Source organism: Pseudonocardia sp. NPDC049635 (genome assembly GCF_040659795.1).
Taxonomy (GTDB): Bacteria; Actinomycetota; Actinomycetes; order Mycobacteriales; family Pseudonocardiaceae; genus Pseudonocardia.
In genome coordinates, this window is record NZ_JBFAON010000005.1 from 78,200 (window position 1) to 98,233 (window position 20,034).

20 protein-coding genes, 2 pseudogenes and 1 riboswitch are annotated in these 20,034 nt (G+C 73.5%); of the genes and pseudogenes, 9 read left to right on the plus strand and 13 right to left on the minus strand.

Features of this window, described 5'->3' with window-relative positions:
- Nucleotides 1-7 precede the first annotated feature (7 nt).
- The 4 genes from AB0J24_RS08675 (at nucleotide 8) to AB0J24_RS08690 (ending at nucleotide 3,629) form a co-directional block, all read left to right on the plus strand.
- Nucleotides 8-406 carry an ectoine synthase gene (locus AB0J24_RS08675; protein WP_358677597.1) on the plus strand — a complete coding sequence of 133 codons (399 nt, stop codon included), beginning with the start codon at nucleotides 8-10 and terminating at the stop codon, nucleotides 404-406.
- Nucleotides 407-537: 131 nt separating this feature from the next.
- Nucleotides 538-1,464 carry an ectoine hydroxylase gene (gene thpD, locus AB0J24_RS08680; RefSeq protein ID WP_358677600.1) on the plus strand — a complete coding sequence of 309 codons (927 nt, stop codon included), beginning with the start codon at nucleotides 538-540 and terminating at the stop codon, nucleotides 1,462-1,464.
- 112 nt (nucleotides 1,465-1,576) lie between these two features.
- A complete protein-coding gene (locus tag AB0J24_RS08685; protein WP_358677604.1) occupies nucleotides 1,577-2,245 on the plus strand; it encodes a DUF3159 domain-containing protein in 669 nt (222 codons plus the stop codon).
- Nucleotides 2,246-2,402: 157 nt separating this feature from the next.
- Nucleotides 2,403-3,629 (plus strand): hypothetical protein, encoded by a 1,227-nt coding sequence (locus tag AB0J24_RS08690; protein WP_358677607.1) that lies wholly within the window; start codon nucleotides 2,403-2,405, stop codon nucleotides 3,627-3,629.
- 2 nt (nucleotides 3,630-3,631) lie between these two features.
- On the opposite strand, the gene thiE is transcribed toward AB0J24_RS08690, so the two are convergent.
- On the minus strand, nucleotides 3,632-4,306 hold the full coding sequence (thiE, locus tag AB0J24_RS08695) for a thiamine phosphate synthase (RefSeq protein ID WP_358677609.1): 675 nt from the start codon (nucleotides 4,304-4,306) through the stop codon (nucleotides 3,632-3,634).
- 36 nt (nucleotides 4,307-4,342) lie between these two features.
- Nucleotides 4,343-4,453, plus strand: a riboswitch (TPP riboswitch).
- Between thiE and thiO the strand changes: the two genes are divergently transcribed.
- The 3 genes from thiO to AB0J24_RS08710 all read left to right on the plus strand — a co-directional run bounded on the left by thiO (nucleotide 4,452) and on the right by AB0J24_RS08710 (nucleotide 6,594).
- Complete coding sequence (thiO, locus tag AB0J24_RS08700; protein ID WP_358677612.1) at nucleotides 4,452-5,612, plus strand: glycine oxidase ThiO; 1,161 nt, start codon at nucleotides 4,452-4,454, stop codon at nucleotides 5,610-5,612. Its footprint overlaps the riboswitch before it by 2 nt.
- A gap of 11 nt (nucleotides 5,613-5,623) precedes the next feature.
- Nucleotides 5,624-5,815 (plus strand): sulfur carrier protein ThiS, encoded by a 192-nt coding sequence (gene thiS, locus AB0J24_RS08705; protein ID WP_358678044.1) that lies wholly within the window; start codon nucleotides 5,624-5,626, stop codon nucleotides 5,813-5,815.
- Nucleotides 5,812-6,594 (plus strand): thiazole synthase, encoded by a 783-nt coding sequence (locus AB0J24_RS08710; RefSeq protein WP_358677615.1) that lies wholly within the window; start codon nucleotides 5,812-5,814, stop codon nucleotides 6,592-6,594. Before thiS ends, AB0J24_RS08710 begins: the two co-directional genes overlap by 4 nt.
- 427 nt (nucleotides 6,595-7,021) lie before the next feature.
- Here AB0J24_RS08710 and AB0J24_RS08715 read toward each other — a convergent pair whose 3' ends face one another.
- The 9 genes and pseudogenes from AB0J24_RS08715 to AB0J24_RS08755 form a co-directional block, all read right to left on the minus strand.
- Nucleotides 7,022-7,621: a hypothetical protein gene (locus AB0J24_RS08715; protein ID WP_358677618.1), complete on the minus strand. Its 600-nt coding sequence runs from the start codon at nucleotides 7,619-7,621 to the stop codon at nucleotides 7,022-7,024.
- A gap of 546 nt (nucleotides 7,622-8,167) precedes the next feature.
- A pseudogene (locus AB0J24_RS08720) lies at nucleotides 8,168-8,302 on the minus strand (HNH endonuclease signature motif containing protein); the annotation flags it as partial.
- 50 nt (nucleotides 8,303-8,352) lie between these two features.
- Nucleotides 8,353-9,552, minus strand: a pseudogene (locus tag AB0J24_RS08725) (DUF222 domain-containing protein); the annotation flags it as partial.
- A gap of 155 nt (nucleotides 9,553-9,707) precedes the next feature.
- Nucleotides 9,708-10,400 carry a response regulator transcription factor gene (locus AB0J24_RS08730; RefSeq protein ID WP_358677620.1) on the minus strand — a complete coding sequence of 231 codons (693 nt, stop codon included), beginning with the start codon at nucleotides 10,398-10,400 and terminating at the stop codon, nucleotides 9,708-9,710.
- A complete protein-coding gene (locus AB0J24_RS08735; RefSeq protein ID WP_358677623.1) occupies nucleotides 10,397-11,767 on the minus strand; it encodes a histidine kinase in 1,371 nt (456 codons plus the stop codon). Before AB0J24_RS08735 ends, AB0J24_RS08730 begins: the two co-directional genes overlap by 4 nt.
- Nucleotides 11,768-11,792: 25 nt before the next feature.
- A complete protein-coding gene (locus AB0J24_RS08740) occupies nucleotides 11,793-13,073 on the minus strand; it encodes an iron-containing alcohol dehydrogenase (RefSeq protein ID WP_358677626.1) in 1,281 nt (426 codons plus the stop codon).
- 98 nt (nucleotides 13,074-13,171) lie between these two features.
- On the minus strand, nucleotides 13,172-14,287 hold the full coding sequence (locus AB0J24_RS08745) for an XdhC/CoxI family protein (protein ID WP_358677629.1): 1,116 nt from the start codon (nucleotides 14,285-14,287) through the stop codon (nucleotides 13,172-13,174).
- Nucleotides 14,280-15,413 (minus strand): VWA domain-containing protein, encoded by a 1,134-nt coding sequence (locus AB0J24_RS08750; RefSeq protein ID WP_358677632.1) that lies wholly within the window; start codon nucleotides 15,411-15,413, stop codon nucleotides 14,280-14,282. The genes AB0J24_RS08745 and AB0J24_RS08750 overlap by 8 nt, the downstream gene beginning before the upstream one ends.
- A gap of 2 nt (nucleotides 15,414-15,415) precedes the next feature.
- On the minus strand, nucleotides 15,416-16,321 hold the full coding sequence (locus AB0J24_RS08755) for a MoxR family ATPase (protein WP_358677634.1): 906 nt from the start codon (nucleotides 16,319-16,321) through the stop codon (nucleotides 15,416-15,418).
- Nucleotides 16,322-16,870: 549 nt separating this feature from the next.
- Between AB0J24_RS08755 and AB0J24_RS08760 the strand changes: the two genes are divergently transcribed.
- Entirely contained in the window at nucleotides 16,871-17,428 is a 558-nt protein-coding gene (locus AB0J24_RS08760; protein ID WP_358677637.1) for a transglycosylase family protein, read from the plus strand.
- 158 nt (nucleotides 17,429-17,586) lie between these two features.
- Here the strand turns inward: AB0J24_RS08760 and AB0J24_RS08765 are convergent, their stop codons facing one another.
- Genes AB0J24_RS08765 through moaC form a run of 3 tightly spaced genes read right to left on the minus strand, consistent with a single transcriptional unit; the run spans nucleotide 17,587 to nucleotide 18,985 of the window.
- Nucleotides 17,587-18,015: a molybdenum cofactor biosynthesis protein MoaE gene (locus AB0J24_RS08765; protein ID WP_358677639.1), complete on the minus strand. Its 429-nt coding sequence runs from the start codon at nucleotides 18,013-18,015 to the stop codon at nucleotides 17,587-17,589.
- Nucleotides 18,015-18,491, minus strand: coding sequence for a MogA/MoaB family molybdenum cofactor biosynthesis protein (locus AB0J24_RS08770; RefSeq protein WP_358677642.1), 477 nt, complete (start codon nucleotides 18,489-18,491; stop codon nucleotides 18,015-18,017). Before AB0J24_RS08770 ends, AB0J24_RS08765 begins: the two co-directional genes overlap by 1 nt.
- Nucleotides 18,488-18,985 carry a cyclic pyranopterin monophosphate synthase MoaC gene (moaC, locus tag AB0J24_RS08775; RefSeq protein ID WP_358677645.1) on the minus strand — a complete coding sequence of 166 codons (498 nt, stop codon included), beginning with the start codon at nucleotides 18,983-18,985 and terminating at the stop codon, nucleotides 18,488-18,490. Before moaC ends, AB0J24_RS08770 begins: the two co-directional genes overlap by 4 nt.
- 439 nt (nucleotides 18,986-19,424) lie before the next feature.
- Here moaC and AB0J24_RS08780 point away from each other — a divergent pair, with 439 nt between their 5' ends.
- Nucleotides 19,425-20,024, plus strand: a complete 600-nt coding sequence (locus tag AB0J24_RS08780) for a transglycosylase family protein (RefSeq protein ID WP_358677648.1) — start codon at nucleotides 19,425-19,427, stop codon at nucleotides 20,022-20,024.
- The last annotated feature ends 10 nt before the right edge of the window (nucleotides 20,025-20,034 follow it).

Below are 20,034 nucleotides of genomic sequence, written 5' to 3' on the forward strand. Positions count from 1 at the left end.
TACACACATGATCGTCCGCACCATCGACGAGATCACCGGAACCGAGCGGGACGTCATGTCCGAGGACGGCCAGTGGCGCAGCAAGCGCATCGTGCTGGCCGGGGACAAGGTCGGCTTCTCGGTCCACGAGACGACGCTGCAGGCCGGCACCGTCAACGACTTCTGGTACGCCAACCACATCGAGGCCGTCTTCATCACCGAGGGCGAGGGTGAGCTCTACGACAAGGACAACGACGTCACCTACCAGCTCAAGCCGGGCTCGATCTACGTGCTGAACGGCAACGAGCGGCACCAGCTGCGCCCGAGGACCCAGATCACCTGCGTCTGCGTCTTCAACCCGCCGGTGACCGGCCGCGAGGTGCACGACGAGAACGGCGTGTACCCGCTCATCACCGAGGAGAGCTGAGCCGCTTTCCCGGTGCACTTCCGAACAGGGGCGTTTCCGCTGCATGACAGCGGGAACGCCCCTTTCGGTCCGTCAGGCCAGACCGACCCCCGTCCGAAGGGAAGACAGCAACACCGCAAGGAGGAATGTCCATGACTGCCGTGGCCGGCAGCGACGACCTGACCCGCCTGCAGCGCGCGGGCGACCGCTACTACACGCGGGTCTCGCAGGAGCCAGCGTTCATCGAGCGGGTCGAGCCCACCGTGTGGGGGAAGCCCGGGAGCACCGGGATGTTCGGCGCGCAGGAGCTCGCCGCGCACGACCGGGACGGCTTCGTCCAGGTCCCCGACCTGCTCACCGGTGACGAGGTCGCCTTCTTCCAGGCCGAGCTCGATCGCCTCGCGAACGATCCCGCCGTCCGCTCCGACGAGCGGTGTGTGATCGAGAAGTCGTCCGACGAGGTGCGTTCGATCTTCGAGGTGCACCGGATCTCCTCGGCGATCGCCCGCCTGGTCCGCGACGAGCGGGTGTTGTCCCGGGCTCGTCAGATCCTCGGCTCCGACGTCTACGTCCACCAGAGCCGGATCAACTACAAGCCCGGTTTCGGCGGCGGCGGCTTCTACTGGCACTCCGACTTCGAGACCTGGCACGCCGAGGACGGCATGCCGACCCCGCGGGCGGTCAGCTGCTCGATCTCGCTGACCGACAACCACCCGTACAACGGGTGTCTCATGATCATGCCGGGCTCGCACCGGACCTTCGTGTCCTGTGTCGGCGAGACGCCGGAGGACTACTACCGGACGTCGCTGAAGGAGCAGCAGATCGGGACCCCCGACCCGGACTCGATCACGGCGCTGGCCGACCGGCACGGCATCGCGATGATGACCGGACGGGCCGGCTCCGCGACCTGGTTCGACTCGAACTGCATGCACGGCTCCGCGGACAACATCACCCCGTACTCGCGGTCGAACATCTTCCTGGTGTTCAACAGCGTCGAGAACGCGTGTGTGGAGCCGTTCTACGCGCCCAAGCGGCGACCCGAGTACATCGGCGCGCGTGACTTCACGCCGGTGCGCTAACCACCACAAGATCATCAGTTGACGGCAGGGCCCGTCCCGGACGTTCCGGGGCGGGCCCTCCGCCCGTCCGGATCCGTCGACGGGCGGGCCCGGCATAGGGCACCCTTACCGGGTGGCCCCCGATCCCGCCCCCCGCACAGAGCCCCGACCGGACCCCGGCCTCGCCGAGTTGCTCGGTGGCCGAGCCGGAGCCGTCGACGCCTCGGTCCCGGTGGTCGCCTTCGTCGTGACCTGGCTGGCCGCCGGATGGGCCGGGTCGGGGTACCCCATCAACTGGGGCGCCGGGGCGGCGGTCCTCGCCGGTGCTGTGGTGGCCGCCTGGCGGCTCCGGAGCGGGCGCAAGCCGCGGGCGGTGCTGTTCGGTCTCGCCGGGGTGGTGGCTGCGGCGGCGATCGCGCTGATCACCGGCCGGGCGTCGGACTTCTTCCTGGTCCAGATCGTGTCGAACGTGGGCAGCGCGCTGGCCTGGGCGATCTCGATCGTCGTGCGCTGGCCGCTGCTCGGTGTCGTCGTCGGCGGTCTGCTGGGACAGCGGACCCGCTGGCGCCGCGATCCCGATCTGCTCCGGGGTTACCAGCGGGCGTCCTGGGCGTGGGTGGCGCAGTACCTCGTGCGGCTCTCCGTGTTCCTCCCGCTGTGGGCCGCGGACCAGGTCGTGCTGCTGGGGCTGGCCAGGACCGTGCTGAGCCCGGCGCTCGTGGCGCTGAGCGTGCTGGTGTCGTGGCCGTTGCTGCGTACGGCGCTGCCGAGCGATCATCCGGGGATCCGTCACCCCCGGTGACGCAACGCAACGGTCGGTCCCGGTAGAATCGTGATCACAACGTGACTTTCATTCACCCGCGTGAGGGTTGCCACTTCAGGTGATCATCGGGTGCGTCCGCGCGCTCCCGCACGTTCACCACTGCGGAGCCGCCGGACCACGACCTTTGCAAGGAGCCATGCCTCAGCAGCGCCCCCCCGAGCCAGGCCCCGGTGACGACCCGCGTGGCGTCCCCGGCGGGCATCGCCCGGCCCCACCGTTCCCCACCGGCCGCCCCGTCGCGCCGGACGCTCCGCGCGTCCCGGTCCAGCGCCGCACGGCACTGTCCCGCCCGCCGCAGGGATCGCCCCCCGGGGTCCCGCAGGCGCGCCCGCCGCGGGCCGCCGGACGACCCACCCGGGTCGTGCCGGGCCCGGGCGTCCCGCAGGGCACCCCGCCGGGCGGTCAACCGCAGACCCGGGTCCATCCGGCCGGCCCGGGTGCGGCCGGGCCCGGTGGCCCGCACGGCCCGGTGGGCGGCGGCCCCGGCGGCCCCGGTGGACCCGGTGGCCCCGGTGGTGGCGGTGGAGCCGGCGGTTCCGGTGGCGAGAAGGAGCCTGCCGGTGAGACGTCGTCGCTGAAGGCCGATCTCAACCCGACGAAGATCGCTGCGGGTGCCGGTGCCGCAGTCGTCACCGCCATCCTCGGATCGTTCCTCGGCGCCGTCGGGACCGTGGTCGGCGCTGCGCTCGGATCGATCATCTCGACCCTGGCGACGACCCTGTTCACCCGCTCGATCGAGGTGAGCAAGGAGAAGGCCGTCGAGCTGGCCAAGAAGAGCGCGGTGATCGCGGCGCGTGAACAGGGTGGCCGCGGGGCCGCCGACCCGACCGGCGAGGAGACCGTTCTGCTCGACCCCGCGCACGCGCCGGGGCGGACGCACCGGGCGGCGTCCCCGTCGACTCCCGGCCGGCTGCGGCGCGTGCGGGTCACCCGCAAGACGATGATCGTCTCCGCGGTGATCGGCATCGTCACCTTCGCGGTCTCGATGTTCCTGATCACCGGCATCGAGTTCATCAAGGGGTCCCCGCTCAGCGGCGGCGACGGCGGCACCTCGATCGGTCGCGCCGTCGGCGGCCCGTCCCCGCAGGAGAGCACCGAGCAGGACGACGGCGCCGGCGCCGGTGACAGCGACCAGACCGGGTCGGAGAGCTCGACCGAGGAGTCCGAGAGCAGCACGTCGACCTCCGAGCCGACCGAGAGCACCACGACGCCCGAGCCGGGCCAGGACGGCGGCTCCGACTCCCGGCAGGGCGACTCGCTGCAGGACCGGTTGAACCGGGTGCTCCCGACCGACCAGCCCGAGCCCGGCCGGCAGGAGTCCGGCCAGGACGGTGGCACGACCGGGGGCACCGGCGGCAACTGAGGTCAGCGGGGGAGACGCGCCCGCAGCCGTTCGGCGGCGGCCCGCGGGTCCTCGGCGCCGGTGATCGCCCGGACCACCACGATCCGGGTGGCGCCGGCGTCGAGCACCTCGTCGAGCCGCTGCTCGTCGATCCCGCCGATGGCGAACCACGGACGCGCCGGCGCCCGGCCCGCGACCGTCCGCACCAGGTCCAGGCCCGGGGCCGGGCGCCCGGGCTTGGTCGGTGTGGGCCAGCACGGACCCGCGCAGAAGTAGTCGACGCCGTCCTCGTCCGCCGCGGTCAGCGTCTCCTCGGCGCTGTGCGCGGACCGGCCGACGATCACGTCCGGACCCACCACCCGCCGTGCCCAGTGCACCGGCAGATCGTCCTGGCCCAGGTGCAGCACGTCGGCACCCGCGGCCATCGCGACGTCCGCCCGGTCGTTCACCGCGAGGAGCGCACCGTGCCTGCGGCAGGCGTCACCGAGGATCTCCAGCGCCGCCAGCTCGTGCCGGGCCTCGAGCGGGCCGTCCGGACCGCCCTTGTCCCGGAGCTGGATGATGTCGACGCCGCCGGCCAGCACGGCGTCGGCGAAGTCGGCGAGGTCGCCCTGCTCGGAGCGGGCGTCGGTGCAGAGGTACAGCCGGGCGGCCGCGAGCCTGTCCAGGCGACGGGTGCGGGTATCGGTGTGGGACACGGCCCGAACGGTACGGCGTAGCCTGGAGCCGGTAGGAGACGAACCACGGGAGCCCGGCGAGCGGGCTGAGAGGGGACCCGACCGCGGTCCCGACCGTCGAACCTGATCCGGGTCATGCCGGCGCAGGGAGTGAGGTGGAAGTTCCATGAGCGCCCTTCGGAACGGCCGGCTGGCCGTCGTCGGCGCCGGCGCGATCGGGCTGTCCGCGGCCCGTGAGGCGGCCCGGGCGGGCTGGCGGGTCACCGTGCACGACCCGGCCCCCGCGACCGGCGCGTCCTGGGTGGCCGGCGGGATGCTCGCCCCGGTCACCGAGGCGTGGCCGGGCGAGGAGGACCTGCTGGCGCTGGGACTGGACTCGGTCGCGCGCTGGCCGGAGTTCGCCCGCGCCCTGACCGAGGAGGCCGGGACCGACGCCGGGCTGCATCCGGAGGGCACGGTCGTCGTCGCGACCGGGTCCGGCGACCGGGACGAGCTGAACTCGCTCGCCGGGTACCTGGAGTCACTGGGCCGGCCGGTGCAGCGGATGACCGGCCGTGAGCTGCGCCGGCTCGAACCGGCCCTGGGACCGGACGTCCGGGGCGGGCTGTCGGTGCCCGACGACCCGTCGGTGGACAACCGGCGGTTGCTCGCAGCACTGCGCGCCTCCTGCGAGCGGCTCGGCGTGACCGTCGACGAACGCGCCGTCGGCGAGGTGCTGGAGACCGGTGGCCGGGTCACCGGGGTCCGGCTGGCCGACGCGACCGTGGTCGACGCCGACGCGGTGCTGGTCGCCGCGGGTGCGCACTCGGCCGGCCTGCACCCGGTGCTGGACGGGCTGGTCCGCCCGGTGAAGGGTGAGATCCTGCGGTTGACCCGGCGCTCCGGCGCCCTGCCGCCGCCCTCGCGGACGGTGCGCGCACTCGTCGACGGACGCCCGGTGTACGCAGTGCCCCGCGTGGTACCGGGCCATGGGGACCTGGTGGTCGGTGCGACGACCGCGGAGAACGGGTTCGACACCGCCGTCACCGTCGGCGGGGTGCGGGACCTGCTCCGCGACGCCGAACGGGTGCTGCCCGGCATCGCCGAGTACGAGCTGACCGAGACGGCCGCCGGGTTGCGCCCGGGGAGCCGGGACAACCTGCCCCTGATCGGCCGGATCGGGCCGGAGGGCATGTTCGTGGCGACCGGCCACGGGCGCAACGGCATGTTGCTCGTCCCGGTCACCGCCGCCGCCGTCGCCGCGCTGTTGCGCGGCCAGGACGTGCCGGGCGCCGCCCGTGCGGCCGACCCCCGCCGGTTCGAGCCGGTCGGGGCCGAGAGGAGCTGACGTTGCAGATCGTGTTGAACGGCGAGAACCACGAGGTCGACGGCGAACCGGTGCTCGCCCGGGTGCTCGCCGACGCCGGGTTGCCCGAACGGGGCGTCGCGGTGGCGGTCGACGGTGAGGTGGTGCCCCGGAGGTCCTGGGGTGAGCACCGGATCGCCGACGGTGCACGGGTCGAGGTACTGACCGCGGTGCAGGGAGGATGACCATGAGCGAACGGGCCGACACGCCGCTGATCATCGGCGACGAGAAGTTCGACTCCCGCCTGATCATGGGGACCGGGGGCGCGGCGAACCTGGAGATCCTGGAGCGGGCGCTGGTCGCCTCCGGGACCGAGCTGACGACGGTGGCGCTGCGCCGGGTCGACGTCACGGGCGGGACCGGGCTGCTGGATCTCCTGCGCCGTCTCGGTATCCGGATCCTGCCGAACACCGCCGGTTGCCGCACCGCTGCCGAGGCCGTGCTGACCGCCCGGATGGCCCGCGAGGCACTGGAGACCGACCTGGTGAAACTGGAGGTCGTCGCCGACGAGCGGACCCTCCTGCCGGACCCGGTGGAGCTCCTGGACGCCGCTGAGCAACTGGTCGACGACGGGTTCACCGTGCTGCCCTACACCAACGACGATCCGGTGCTCTCCCGCAAGCTGGAGCAGGCCGGTTGCGCCGCGGTCATGCCGCTCGGCTCACCGATCGGCACCGGACTGGGCATCCGCAACCCGCACAACATCGAGATGATCGTCGCCGAGGCCGGGGTGCCGGTGGTGCTCGACGCCGGCATCGGCACCGCCTCGGAGGCCGCGCTGGCGATGGAGCTGGGCTGCGACGCGGTGCTGCTGGCCACCGCGGTCACCCGGGCCGCGGACCCGGAGCGGATGGCCACGGCGATGCGCCGCGGTGTCGAGGCGGGCTGGGCCGCCCGGCACGCCGGCCGGATCCCGCGTCGCTACTGGGCGCACGCGTCGTCCCCGGAGCCCGACCCGGGCTGACGTCCCTGCCCTGCCTCGCCACGGGTCGGTCGACACGACGAGCAGCACTCCCGGCCGCGGCCGCCGCCGGAGGTGCTGCTCCGCACTCCGGCCTGTTTACGATCGCCGTACTGGCACCGCTCGCGGCTCGCGGCTCGCGGGCGGCCGGGAGCCGGGGCGCGCACTCGTCGTGGCCGGTGGGCTCGTCCTGCTCACCTGTCTCGTCCACGGCCTGCCGCGGGTCGGCCCGTTCGCCGGTCTCGACCGGAAACGGCGGGGTTGCCGCGCCGGGTGGGCGCCTGCACCGGCTCGGTCCGGCTCTCCGACCTGGCACACCGCGCGCCGGCGGATCGGCTCGATCGGCGGCCGTGGATCCCCGGCGCGGCTCCGCGCGAACGGCTCGCACCGACTGTCCGGGTGTCCGGGAGCGGCGGTTCCGGCGGTGGGCTCAGGGCCGGGGCCGCAGACCCAACGACGTCAGCTCCAGCGCGGCCAGCCCGGCGACGACGTCGGGGTCCCCGTCCCGCCACGCCGCCGCCGGATCGGGGGCGACCCGGGTCAGCCGGGCCACCGGGACCCGGGCCAGGGCGCGGACGGCCAGCAGGTCGGGGGCGCCCGCCCGGGCGGCGACGGCGGCCCCCGCCCGGCGGGCGTACCTCAGTCGCAGCGGCAACCAACCCAGCAGCACCGGCATCAGCATCAACAGCGGCACCACCAGCAGCGCCCCGGTCGCCAGCATCCCGACGGTCCGGCCGAACTCGTGCCCGGCGGCCGCGAGATCGGCACCGGCCCGGGTCGCCGGGTCGAGAGCGACGGCGAGGTCCGCACCGACGAACGGGAGCGATGACACCGCGCCCGACATCCCGGTGAACACCTCCGACATCCGCCCGCCCGCGGCGACGAGCGAGCGACCGGGGCCCTCGAGGGTGCGCAGGCCGTCGTGCACGGCCACCCCGGCGAGCACCGCCAGCACCAACCACACCAGGGCGACCAGGTCGGCGACGACCTGCCGGGCCAGACGGGCGGGGCGTTCGGCGTACCAGCGCATCAGCATTGTCTACCGGCTCTGAGCCCCGGTGCTCCGGGCAGGGGCCGGGTGGGTGGCGAGCGGTGGGCCGGGTGAACCGGCCGGGGCGGGGGTCCACGACCCGCGACGCGGACGCGATCACGTCGCAGCACCGGCGGGAGCACCGAGCCGTGCCCGAGGTGGCGTCCGGCGGCCCCGGTGCCGGGACCCGTACGTCTCGTGCCACCGGGCCGGGCTCGCCGGTGGCCGCGACTCCGCGACGAGAGCGTGCGGGTCTCGCGGCGCCGGCGGCCCCGACCGGTACGCGGACCCCGCGGTGTCTCAGGCGGCCGCACCGGGCGACACCGGAGGGAGCAGAGCGTCCAGGAACAGCCCGGGATCGATCGGGTCGCCGTACCAGTCGGGGGTGAGCGGGTCACCGTCGATCCCCAGGCCGGCGCTCGTGTGCTGCTCGACCAGGACCTCCTGGTCACCGCTCAGCGGTGCCCCGGCAGCGGGGACGAGTACACCGTCGCGGCGACGGAACTCCCAGCGCGCGTCGACGTACCGGATCAGGTAACCGTGGTCGTGGACCAGCCGATGGTGGAACCCGCAGAGCAGGATCAGGTTGTCGATGTCGGTGCGTCCGCCCCGCAACCAGTGCCGGACGTGATGGGCGTGCAGGTACCGGGTGCTGCCGCAGCCGGGGAACCGGCAGCCCCCGCCGTCCGCGCAGTCCCGGGCGGTGAGTGCCGCGATCTGTGCCGGGAGGCGAGTCGACGGGATCGACCCAGGTAGAGCCGGTTCCCGCGGCGGTCGTCGAGCAGGACCCGGCTGCGGGCGTCGCAGGCCAGGCGTTCGGCGGTGGGGCCGGGGATCTCCGGACCGTCCGCGAGGCGGGCCGTGCCGGTGTCCACGTCGATGTGGACGACGACGCGGGCCTCACCGCGGGCGACCGAGGGCGCGTCCCCGTCCTGTCGATCCGGCCGGTCCTGTCGGCGGACGAGCTCCAGCAGCGCGTCCGCCCGCCGGGCCGCCTGGCGGTCGGCCACCGGTCCGGGAGCCTGCTCGGGTTCCGGCCGCGCCGGGGCGGGCATCGGGAGCAGCGCCGAGACCGCGGCGACGAGCTCCGCGCCGTCCTCCGGGGTGAACCGGCCGCGGACGACCAGCGACCCGTCGGCGTCGTGATACCAGCTCAGACCGCGGCGCGTGGCGGTGACCGCGGGCGGGGCCGTGCGCCGGCGGACGGCGCGGACGACCCTCTCGACGTGGCTCGCGGTGCCGGAACGGGCGAGGTTCAGCATGATCTCCTCGGCGACCTCGGGATCGACGACGGAGACGCCGGCGGGAGCGCCGCCGGCCTCGGCGTCGGCGTCGGTGTCGGGGTCGGTCTCCGGCCCGGTGCCGGTCGTGCTGCCGGGCCCACTCCTGCAGTCCCTGTCGAGCCCGCTGGCGAGCCCGCTGTCGGGAGCGGGGGCAGGCTGGTCGGCGGCGGTTGCTGCCCCGGTGGCCGCCCTGGACCCGGTCTCCCGGGGGACCGTGATCCGGTCGGCCATGCGGGCCAGCGCCGCGCTGTCCGAGCCGGTCACCCGGGTGATCGCCCGGACCTTGGAGTAGGAGAGCCGCCCGGCCGCGAACTCGGCCCTGACCCGGGGAAGCTTCTCCAAGGCGTGCGCGATGCGCAGGTGTTCGGTGGCCGTGCGCATGCTCATCCCCGCCCGCCAGGTGAGCCAGTGGGCGCACGAACGCACCCCGACGCCCGCCCAGCCGTCACGGCGGTCGAACTCGGCCAGGAGCTGCAGGAATCGGCACTCGGCGGCTGCGATGTGCCCGGCCAGCCCGAGGAGCTCCGACTGCAGCTCGGACAGCGGCCTCGGCGACAGCAGCGGATCGGGTCCTGCGCCCTGGTCGGTGTTCATCGGTTCCCCCAGCCTCGAGATGCCAGAATATCGAACATGCGTTCGCATGAGCATGCATCAGGGGTCCGACAGTGAGCACCCGACAGCGAGCGGCGGACGCGTGAGGGAGGGCAGGTGGGAGTGGTGTCACCAGAACGCCCGGGCGGCAGCGGTCCCGCGGAACGCGGGGACGGTCGGCGTGTGACCCGCGTTCCGCGGAACGTCGGCCGCTACAGCAGGCCCAGCTTGGTGGCCGCGTAGACCGCCTCGGCGCGGCGGGAGACCATCAGCTTGCGCATCAGGTTCCCGACGTGGAACTTGACGGTCGTCTCGGAGATGAACAGCTCCGCGCCGATCGCGCGGTTGGACAATCCGCGGGCCAGCAGTCGCAGCACGTCCAGCTCGCGGTCGGTGAGCCGCTCCCGGTCCGGCATCCCACCGGACAGCGAGCGCACCATCGCCGAGGCGGACCGGGCGTCGAACGCACTCTCGCCGCGGGAGACCGCCCGGATCGCCCGGACCAGCTCGGTCGTGTCGACGTCCTTCACGACGTAACCGCGTGCCCCGGCCTGGACCGACTCGACGACCAGCCGGTCCTCGGCGAAGGTGGTCAGCACGAGCACACCGATCCCGGGATGGTCGGCGCACAGCCTGCGGCAGACCTCCAGCCCGTCGGTCTGCGGGCCGGAGGCCAGCTTGAGATCGAGCAGCACGACCTGCGGGCGACTCGCCGCGACGGCCGCGATGGCCTCGGCGGCGTTGCCCGCCTCGCCGACCACCCGCAGGTCGTCCTCGCGCTCCAGCACGGCCCGCAGGCCCTGGCGCATGATCGAGTGGTCGTCCACCAGCACGATCCGGATCGGCCGGACGGCCGGCGGATCCCGGCGGGCCGTCCCACCACCACGCACGTCCGTGGTGCTCACGGGTTCTCCCTCCTGGCCGTCCCGGACGGAACGTCCACCTGCACCTGCAATCCGCCGATCCGGGATCGCCGGAACCGCAGGGTGCCACCCATCTCGCGGGCCCGCGCGTCCATGTTGACGAGTCCACGGTGCTCACCGGAGGGGCCGCGGACCGAGGCGGCGCGCAGTGTTCGGCGGATCTGGTCCGGAGCGGCCCCGCCGTCGTCGGAGATCGAGAGCCGGACCCGGTCGGGCTGGTAGGCGAGCCGGACCACCGCCCGGGACGCCGACGCGTGCATCGCCGTGTTGAAGAGCGCCTCACCGGCGATCCGGAACAGCGACTGCTCGTGCTCGTGCGGCAGCGGGATCGGGGTGCCGCCGATCGTCACCTCGACCCGCAGCTCGTCGGGCATGTGCACGGTGGACAGCTGCCGCAACATCGAGGGCAGGTCCTTGTCGGCGTGGTCGTCGTCGTTGAGGGCGTAGATCGCGGAGCGGAGCTGCTCGACCGCGCGCCGGGTCAGGTCCTTCGCGGTGTCGAGATGCTCCAACAGGCGGGGGTCGTCGATCTCGCTGCGGCACAGCTCGATGTGCATGCCCGCGGACAGCGCGTACTGGGTGACGCTGTCGTGCAGCTCGCGGGCGATCCGATGCCGCTCGTTGTCCAGCACCTCGCGCTGGCGGGCCGCTCCGAGCGCCTGCTGGGTGCGCATCAGCTCGTCGTTGCGGGTGCGCAGATCCTCCGCCTGCGCCGCGGTGCGGGCGTGCAGCCGCTCCGCCCGGTCCAGCAGGGCACAGTTCTGCAGCGCCGAGGCGGTCTGGCCGGCCAGGATCCGCAGCACCGAGTGGTCGGTGTCGTCGATCTCGCGGTCCGCCGGGGTCCAGGCGACGAATCCGCCGACGGTGCGGCCGTTCAACCGGATGGGGACGTGCAGATGCCGCCGGTCGGAGTCGTCACATCCGACGCCGAGGGCGCCCTGCAGCAGCACGATGTGCCTGCGCACCCGGTCCGGGACGAGCTGCAGGTCGGACCACTCGACCCCGTCCGGCCCGATCACCACGTGCCGGGGCTGCGCGTCGGTCAGCTCCCCGTCGACCAGGGCGAGCACCACCCAGTCCGCGGACAGGTGATCGGCGGCCGCGTCGGCGACCGCACGGACCAGCGCCTCGGACCCCTCCAACGTGCGCACCAGCGCGGCCGAGATCCGGTCCAGCGAACCGATGACCCGGCGCAGCCGTTCGGCGTTGACCCGGTACTCCGAGTAGAACGACGGCTTGCCCGTGCGGAGCCCGGTGAGCGCGTCGAGATCGGGCCGCGGACGGGGCCCGCCGGAACGCTCGGCGGGTGCCGGTGTGCGGCGGCTCGGGAACCGCGCCGCGGCGGTCATCGGGCGGGGGACGCTGTGGTCGCCACTACAGGGCCTCCCGGAACAGGTCCTCGATCTGGGCGGCGCTCGCCGTACGCGGGTTGGTGGTCAGGCAGGCGTCGCCCAGGGTGAGCAGGGCCAGTCGAGGGACGTCGGACTCCCGGACGCCGATCGCGCCCAGACCGGTCGGTACGCCCACCTCGTCGGCGAGCTTGCGAACCTCGGTGGCGACCATGTCGACGGCCTCGTCACCGGGCATCCCCGGTCGGGCGGGCAGGCCCATGGCCTGCGCGATCGGCACGAACCGGGCGGATTCCTGGGCCCCGTTGAACCGGATGACGTGCGGCAGCAGGATGCCGTTGATCAACCCGTGCGGCAGGTCGAGCATGCCGCCGACCTGGTGGCTCATCGCGTGCGTGGCGCCGAGGATCGCGTTGGTGAAGGCGAGACCGGCCTCGAGCGCGGCCTGCGCCATCGCCGTGCGCGGACCGTCGTCGCGGCGGCGGATCATCGTGGTCGGCAGGTTGGCGTGCACGAGTGCGACCGCGTGCAGCGCGTGCGTGTCGGTGAGCGGGCCGTGGGCCAGCGAGACGAACGCCTCGATGCCGTGGGTCAGCGCGTCCAGTCCGGTCGCGGCGTTGAGCCAGTCCGGCATCGTCACCAGCAGCCGCGGGTCGATCACCGAGACGTCCGGGACCAGGGCCCGGCCCATGATGGTGATCTTGGTGAGCCGGGCGGTGTCGGTGATGATGCAGAACTGCGAGACGTCCGCCCCGGTCCCCGAGGTCGAGGGCACCATCACCAGCGGTGGGATCGGGTGGGAGATCCGGTCGATGCCCTCGTAGTCCCCGATCGCGCCACCGTTCGCGGCGAGCAGGGCGACGCCCTTCGCGGCGTCGATCACCGAGCCGCCGCCGATACCGACGACCACGTCGCAGCCGGAATCCCGGTACCGCTCGAAACCCGCCTGGATCTCGTGGTCCTTGGGGTTCGGGGTGATCTCGTTCCACAGCTGCGGGCGCATCCCGGCTGACCGCAAGTGCCGCAGCAGTTCGGCGGGCCAACCCGCTTCGGTCACTCCCGGGTCGGTGACGACGAACGGCCGGTGGGCCCCCAGGCGCACGGCCGCATGGGCCGACTCGGGCAGCGAGTCGGGCCCGAAGACGATCTCGGGGGCGTGGAACTTCGACAGCCGCGGCCGGGTCTCGCGCGGGCACTCCGGAGAACGGACCGTGTAGCCACCGCGGGAACCGGGATGCGCCGGGCCGCCGTCCAGCACCAGCACGGTGTCCCGCGCGGCGCCGCCGGATGGACCGGTGAGGACCACGCTGCCCTCCTCCCGCTTCGAGGTTGCGGCCCACGGTACAGGGGGATCCGCAGGTCGGGGGAGTGCAGCGCCCTCTCCGAAAGCAGAGGGCGGACGCGTCAGGTGGCGTGGATCGGGCCCTCCCGCTCGGCCAACGGGATCCCGGCACCGCCCCAGTGCTGTGCGATCATCTCGGCGGCGATCGAGACGGCCGTCTCCTCGGGCGTCCTGGCGCCCAGGTCGAGCCCGATCGGTGAGGACATCCGGGCGATCTCGGCGTCGGTCACGCCCCTCTCCCGCAGCCGCTCGATGCGGTCGTCGTGGGTGCGCCGCGATCCCATCGCGCCGATGTAGCCCACCGCGGGCAACCGCAGCGCGACCTCCAGCAGCGGCACGTCGAACTTCGGGTCGTGGGTCAGCACGCAGAGCGCGGTGCGCTGGTCGATCCGGCCCGCGTCGGCCTCGGCCTGCAGGTACCGGTGCGGCCACTCGACGACGACCTCGTTCGCTCCCGGGAACCGGCTCGCCGTGGCGAACACCGGGCGGGCGTCGCAGACCGTCACCCGGAACCCGAGGAACGAGCCCATCCTGGCCACCGCGGCCGCGAAGTCGATCGCGCCGAACACGATCATCCGCGGCGGCGGCGCGAACGACTCGACGAAGACCTGCAGACCCTCGCCGCGCCGCTCACCGTTGACGCCGTAGGTGAGGGTGGCGTTGCGGCCGGAGTCGAGCAACCCGCGCACGTCGTCGCGCACGGCGTCGTCGATCCGGTCCGATCCGGTCCCGCCCTCGACCCGGTCCGGCCACACGATGAGCCGCGTGCCGAGCCGCTCGGACGGCCCGGCGACGACGGTCGCGACCGCGACCGGCTCCTCGGCCCGGATCGCCTCGCTGATCCGGCCGAGCTGCTCGTAGGTCTGCGGGGTCACCTTCTCCACGAAGATGTCCAGGATCCCGCCGCAGGTCAGGCCCACCGCGAAGGCGTCGTCGTCGGACACGCCGTAGCGCTGCAGCACCGGCCGGCCCTCGGCCAGCACCTGCTGGCCCAGCTCGTAGACCGCGCCCTCGACGCAACCGCCGGAGACCGATCCGACCGCCTCCCCGCCGGGCCCGACGAGCATCGAGGCACCGGGCTGGCGTGGCGCGGAGCGGAAGGTCCCGACCACCGTCGCCAGCGCTGCCGGCTCGCCCTTGCGCCACCAGCCTTCCAGCTGCTCGATGACGTCACGCATCTCTGACCACCTTCAGCAGTTTCTCGAGCGTGTCCAGGCTGTGCCCGGCCAGCAGATCGTCCAAGTGCGGCAGGGCCGCGACTATTCCCCCCTGGACCGGCGAGTAGCCGTCCTTGCCCGCGTGCGGATTCACCCAGACCAGCCGGTGGCCCAGCCGCGCCAGCTGCTCGACCTGCTCGCCGAGCAGCTCGGTCCCGCCCCGCTCCCAGCCGTCGGAGAAGACCACCAGGACCGCCCGGCGGGCGGCCCCGCGGCGGCCCCAGCGGTCGACGAACGCCTTCAGCACCTCACCCAGACGGGTCCCGCCCGACCAGTCGGGGATCGCCTTCCCGGCGGCGCCGAGCGCCCGCTCGGGATCGCGCTGGCGCAGCTCGCGGGTGATCCGGGTGAGCCGGGTGCCGAGGGTGAACGCCTCCACCGAGCGCGGTGCGCGACGCACGAACACGTGCGCGAACCGCATCAGCGCGTCCGCGTAGGGCTCCATCGATCCCGACACGTCGATCAGCAGGACGACCTTGCGCGGCCGCCGCGACACGTCCCGGCGCCGGATCCGCGAGAGCTCACCCTGGTTGCGCAGCGCGGTACGCAGTGTCCGCTGCGGATCGGGTGCACCGTGGACGGCCCGGTGCTTGCGTCGTGACGCCCGGGTGGGCGGCTCCGGCCGGAGCAGCGTCATCAACCGGCGCAGGTGCTCACGCTCGGCGGGGGAGAGCTCGGCGAGGTCGCGGCTGCGCAGCACCTCGGTGCCGGTGGCCGCGGCCTTGATCTGAGGGCCGTCCTCGGCGTCGTCGTCACCGGCGCCCTCCCGCCCGGGGACGAGCGCGGCCAGTTTCGGCGGGGCCGGTGGCCGCTCGTCGCGGTTGGTGGCGCGGCGCCCCTGGGACGGCTCGAACCAGGCGGGGAAGGCCAGGTCGTAGCGCAGGACGTCGTCCGGGTCGGCGCACAGGGTCAGCCGCCCGGCCCAGTACGCCTGCTCCCGGTCGGTGACGTCGAGCGTCTCGAGGGCCTCGACGAACGCGGCGACCCGGTCCCCGGTGACCGGGACCCCCGCGGCGCGCAGCACCTCGGTGAAACCGACGAGCCCGGTGAGCAGGGTGTCGGCGGCGAGCTGTTCGGCGGCGGGCACGGTCAGGACGCCAGCAGCGTGTCGAGCTGTTTGTGCACGCGGTCGGCATCCTCCCGGTACTTGAGCACGGCCCCGAGGGTGCGTGCGGCGGACTCCGGGTCCAGGTGCCGGGCCCCGATGAGCTGCAGCGCGCGGGCCCAGTCGAGGGTCTCGGCGACACCCGGAGGCTTGATCAGGTCGGCGTGGCGCAGCTTCTGCACCGCGCGCGCGACCGAGGCCGCCAGCCGCTCCGGGACCTCCGGCAGCCTGCTGTGCAGGATCTCGATCTCGCGCTCGATCGAGGGGTGCTCCAACCAGAGGTAGAGGCAGCGACGTTTGAGTGCGTCGTGCACCTCGCGGGTCCGGTTCGAGGTGAGGACGACGATCGGTGGGGTGCTCGCCCGGATCTCGCCGAGCTCGGGGATGGTGACGGCGTGCTCGGTCAGGACCTCGAGCAGGAAGGCCTCGAACTCGTCGTCGGCGCGGTCGATCTCGTCGATGAGCAGGACCGAGGGTGTGGTGCGCAGGGCGCGCAGGATGGGGCGGGCGAGGAGGAACCGTTCGTCGTAGAGGCTGTGCTCGACGGCGTCGGGATCGAGCCTGCCGTCGGCGCCGGTGGTGGCCTCGAGGGTGCGCAGGTGCAGCAGCTGGCGGGGGAAGTCCCAGTCGTAGAGGGCCTGCGCGGCGTCGATGCCGTCGTGGCACTGGAGCCGGATCAGCGGGGCGTCGAGGGACTGCGCGAGCGCCTGGGCCAGCGCGGTCTTGCCGGTGCCCGGCTCGCCCTCGCAGAACAGCGGGCGGTTCATCTGCATCGCCAGGTAGGTCGCCGTCGCGAGCCCGTCGTCGGCCAGGTAACCGGTCGCGCGCAGTGCGGCGGCGAGCTCGGCGGGGCCGGTCGGGCCGGCGCCGGCCGGTGCGGAGTCGTTCACCGAACCAGCATGCCGGACGGGTGCGGCGGAGGGCCACAGCAGGCGGTCGCGCACCCGGCCACGGGCCGGGCGCGGGGGCCCGGCCCATCCCCGTACCGACGAACGGGGCGTCGGGAAGGTTCGAGATGCTTCCGATCAGGAACAGTTCACGCTCGCGTGATACGTCCGTGATGTGACGCCGTTGACCAGCACGTTTGGGGTCGATCTGATAATTACACGGTTGCAACCATGATTTCGCTCACCCTGTCGCTGATTGACGAATTCCTTTCCGGCATTCACCTTTCTCAGCGGCCGGTCCGACCGGAGCGGCCAGTTGAACGAGCAAACATCCGGGCCCGCCGCGCCGAACGACCCCCGTCCTGCGGCAGCCCGGTCCGTCGAGGACCAAGAACGGGACGGGGACGACAGCGAGTACTTCCGCGGGCGTCGCAGACGTCGCTCCCCGGTCCCGATCGACGCTCCCCCGCGGCGAACGGTGGGCACATCCGTGCCCGGGGACCATTGCGCGGACGTGCGAGCTGATCGGGCCGGCGCGGTGGGAGTACAGCAATGTCTCAGGGACCCAAGGGCCGAAGTCTCCTGCGCGTGGCCGTGGCAGGACTCGTCACGGTCGGCGCCACGGCCGCGATCGCCGGCACCGCCAACGCCGCCCCGGACAGCGTCTGGGACCAGCTCGCGCAGTGCGAGAGCGGTGGCAACTGGTCGATCAACACGGGTAACGGGTACTCCGGCGGGCTGCAGTTCGCGCCGAGCACCTGGCGCGCCTTCGGCGGCACCGGATCGGCGCACAACGCCAGCCGGGCCGAGCAGATCGCGGTCGCCGAGCGGGTGCTCGCGGCGCAGGGCTGGGGCGCATGGCCCGCCTGCTCCTCGAAGCTGGGCATCCGTGGCCACGTGGCCGAGCCGGGCAAGCGCGTGAAGGCGTCGGCCCCGGCCGCTCCGGCCGCTCCGGCGGCGTCGGGCAGCGGTTCCTACACCGTCCGCTCCGGCGACACGCTGGGCCGGATCGCCGCGGCGAACGGCACCACGGTCGCGCGGCTCGCCTCGCTGAACGGCATCGCGAACGTCAACCTGATCAGCGTGGGGCAGACCCTCAAGCTGGGCTGACCGACCACGACCGCCGCCCCGGACCGCCATCCGGGGCCGCGGATCGGGGTGTGTGTCCCCAGCATCCACCCCGGCGGACGACGGCCCGGGCCACCTCCCTGCGCGGAGGCGCCCGGGCCGTTCCGGTTTCCCGGGGGGCAGGGGTGACGGGGCACCGCTCAGGTCGAGTTGACCCACTCGTCGGTGCCGTCGGCGAAACGCTGGTGCTTCCACACCGGCAGCAGCCGCTTCACCTCGTCCACCAGCTCGGCGCAGGCGGTGAACGCCTGACCGCGGTGCTCGGCCGCGACCGCGCAGGCCAGTGCGACCTCACCGATCGCCAGCGGGCCGATCCGGTGGCTCACCGCCAGCGCGCGGACGCCCGCGGTGTTCGCGGCGACCTGCTCGGCCACCTCGGCGACGATCCGTGCCGCGGTGGGGTGGGCGCTGTACTCCAGCCCCTGCACCGACCTGCCGCCGTCGTGGTCGCGGACCACACCGGCGAAGGTCACGACCGCGCCGGCCGCGGCGTGCTCGACGAGCCGCGCGTGCTCGTCGACGTCGAGCGGCTCCTCGCCGACGGCGGCGCGCAACACCTCTGCACCCATCAGTGGTCACCTCCGCGCAGTTGGTCGACGGCGTGGTCGAGCACGTGCTCGAGCACACCGAGACCGTCCTTCACCCCACCCGGGGAACCGGGCAGGTTCACGACCAGGGTGCGGCGTGCGACACCCGCCACCCCACGGGACAGCACGGCGGTGGGCACGACCGGCTCGCCGGCCCGCCGGATCGCGTCGGCCAGGCCCGGCACCTCGTGGTCGATCACGGCCCGGGTGGCCTCCGGGGTGGCATCGGTGGGCGAGATGCCGGTGCCACCGGTGGTGATCACGACGTCGACGTCGTCGTCGACGGCGGCCCGCAGCGCGGAGCCGACCGGATCACCGTCCGGGACCACCGCCGGATCGGGGGTCTCGTAGCCGCGCTCGCGCAGCCAGGCGGCGATCACCGGCCCGGCCCGGTCGGCGTAGACGCCGGCGGCCGCCCGGTTCGACGCGGTGACGACCCGCGCGGTCCGGCCGCTCACGACCGGTGCTCCGGCCGGGTCCAGTGTTCGGTCTTCCCGCCGTCCTTGCGCTCGACCCGTACCGCGTCCAGCACGGCCGCCGGGTCCACGGCCTTGATCATGTCGTGCAGCGTGAGGCCGGCGACGGCGACCGCGGTGAGCGCCTCCATCTCGACGCCCGTGCGGTCGGTGGTCCGCACCTCGGCCCGGATCTCGACCCGGCCGGTGGTGTCACCGGTGCCGGTCACCAGGTCCAGGGTGACCCCGCTGATCGCGATCGGATGGCAGAGCGGGACCAGGTCCGGGGTGCGCTTGGCGCCCATGATCCCGGCGATCCGGGCGGTGGCCAGCGCGTCGCCCTTGGGCAGACCGTCGGACTCCAGCAGCCGGATCACCTCGGCGGTGGTCCGCAGGACGCCGGTGGCGACCGCCGCGCGGGGTCCGGGCTGCTTGCCCGAGACGTCCACCATGCGGGCCGCCCCGGCCTCGTCGACGTGGCTGAGCTCCCTACTCACCCCGCCGACCCTACGGCGGTGCCGCACGCGCGGGGTGCCCGGCCCGACCGGCCAGCACCCGATAAGAAGTGATGTGTATCACGTTTGTTGTTTACAACACTCTGTTTCCCGGTGCGTTTCGCGTTCGTGATCGGGCATTGCTACCAGCGGAAACCATTCATTCGATCTTGGTGTGCCCGGTTCGCCCGGAGACACGCCGGGTGCCGGACGGCTTCCGCGTCGACCGGACGTCACCTACCTTCGATCCCGGCCCGACCGACTCCCCTATGCGGACGGGCCCCGGTGCCGCAGTGCTCCCTGTCCGGCGGCCACCGGCCCCCGAGGTACTACGTGGGACAGGGCCGACAGCCAGGCGGATCCGGCGGCCACTCCCCGGCCACGGATCCGGCGCCCAACTCCCCGGGCGCTGGTCGGACGCGCCACGGGGGAGACCCGTGCCATGGCTCGATACCGCGGCAAGCACCGCAAACCCAGCGCGACCGGGCGGACGATCGCCCGGACGGCCGTCGCAGGCGCCGTGCTCGGCGCACCCATGATGGTGCTCGTCCCGACCGCGAACGCGGCCAGCGACGCCACCTGGGACAAGCTCGCCCAGTGCGAGAGCGGCGGGAACTGGTCCATCAACACCGGCAACGGCTACTACGGCGGACTGCAGTTCAGCCCGACCACCTGGAAGGCGTTCGGCGGCGCCGAGTACGCCCCCTCCGCGCACCAGGCCACCCGCGCCGAGCAGATCGCCGTCGCCGAGAAGGTGCTGGCCGGGCAGGGCTGGAACGCCTGGCCCTCGTGCTCGAAGAAGACCGGTGCCTCGGGGGCCGCCACCCCGCGCACCGTCGAGCGTGACGCCGGCACCCAGGCACCCGCGCGGGTGAAGCTCAGCGCCCCCGCGTCGGGCGGCACCTACACCGTGCAGGCGGGCGACACCCTCGGCAAGATCGCGGCGGCGCACGGCGTCGGCCACTGGAAGACCCTGCTGGCCAAGAACCCGCACCTGGGTGCGGGTCAGCTGATCCACCCGGGTCAGGTCGTCAACGTCTGACCCGGCGAGC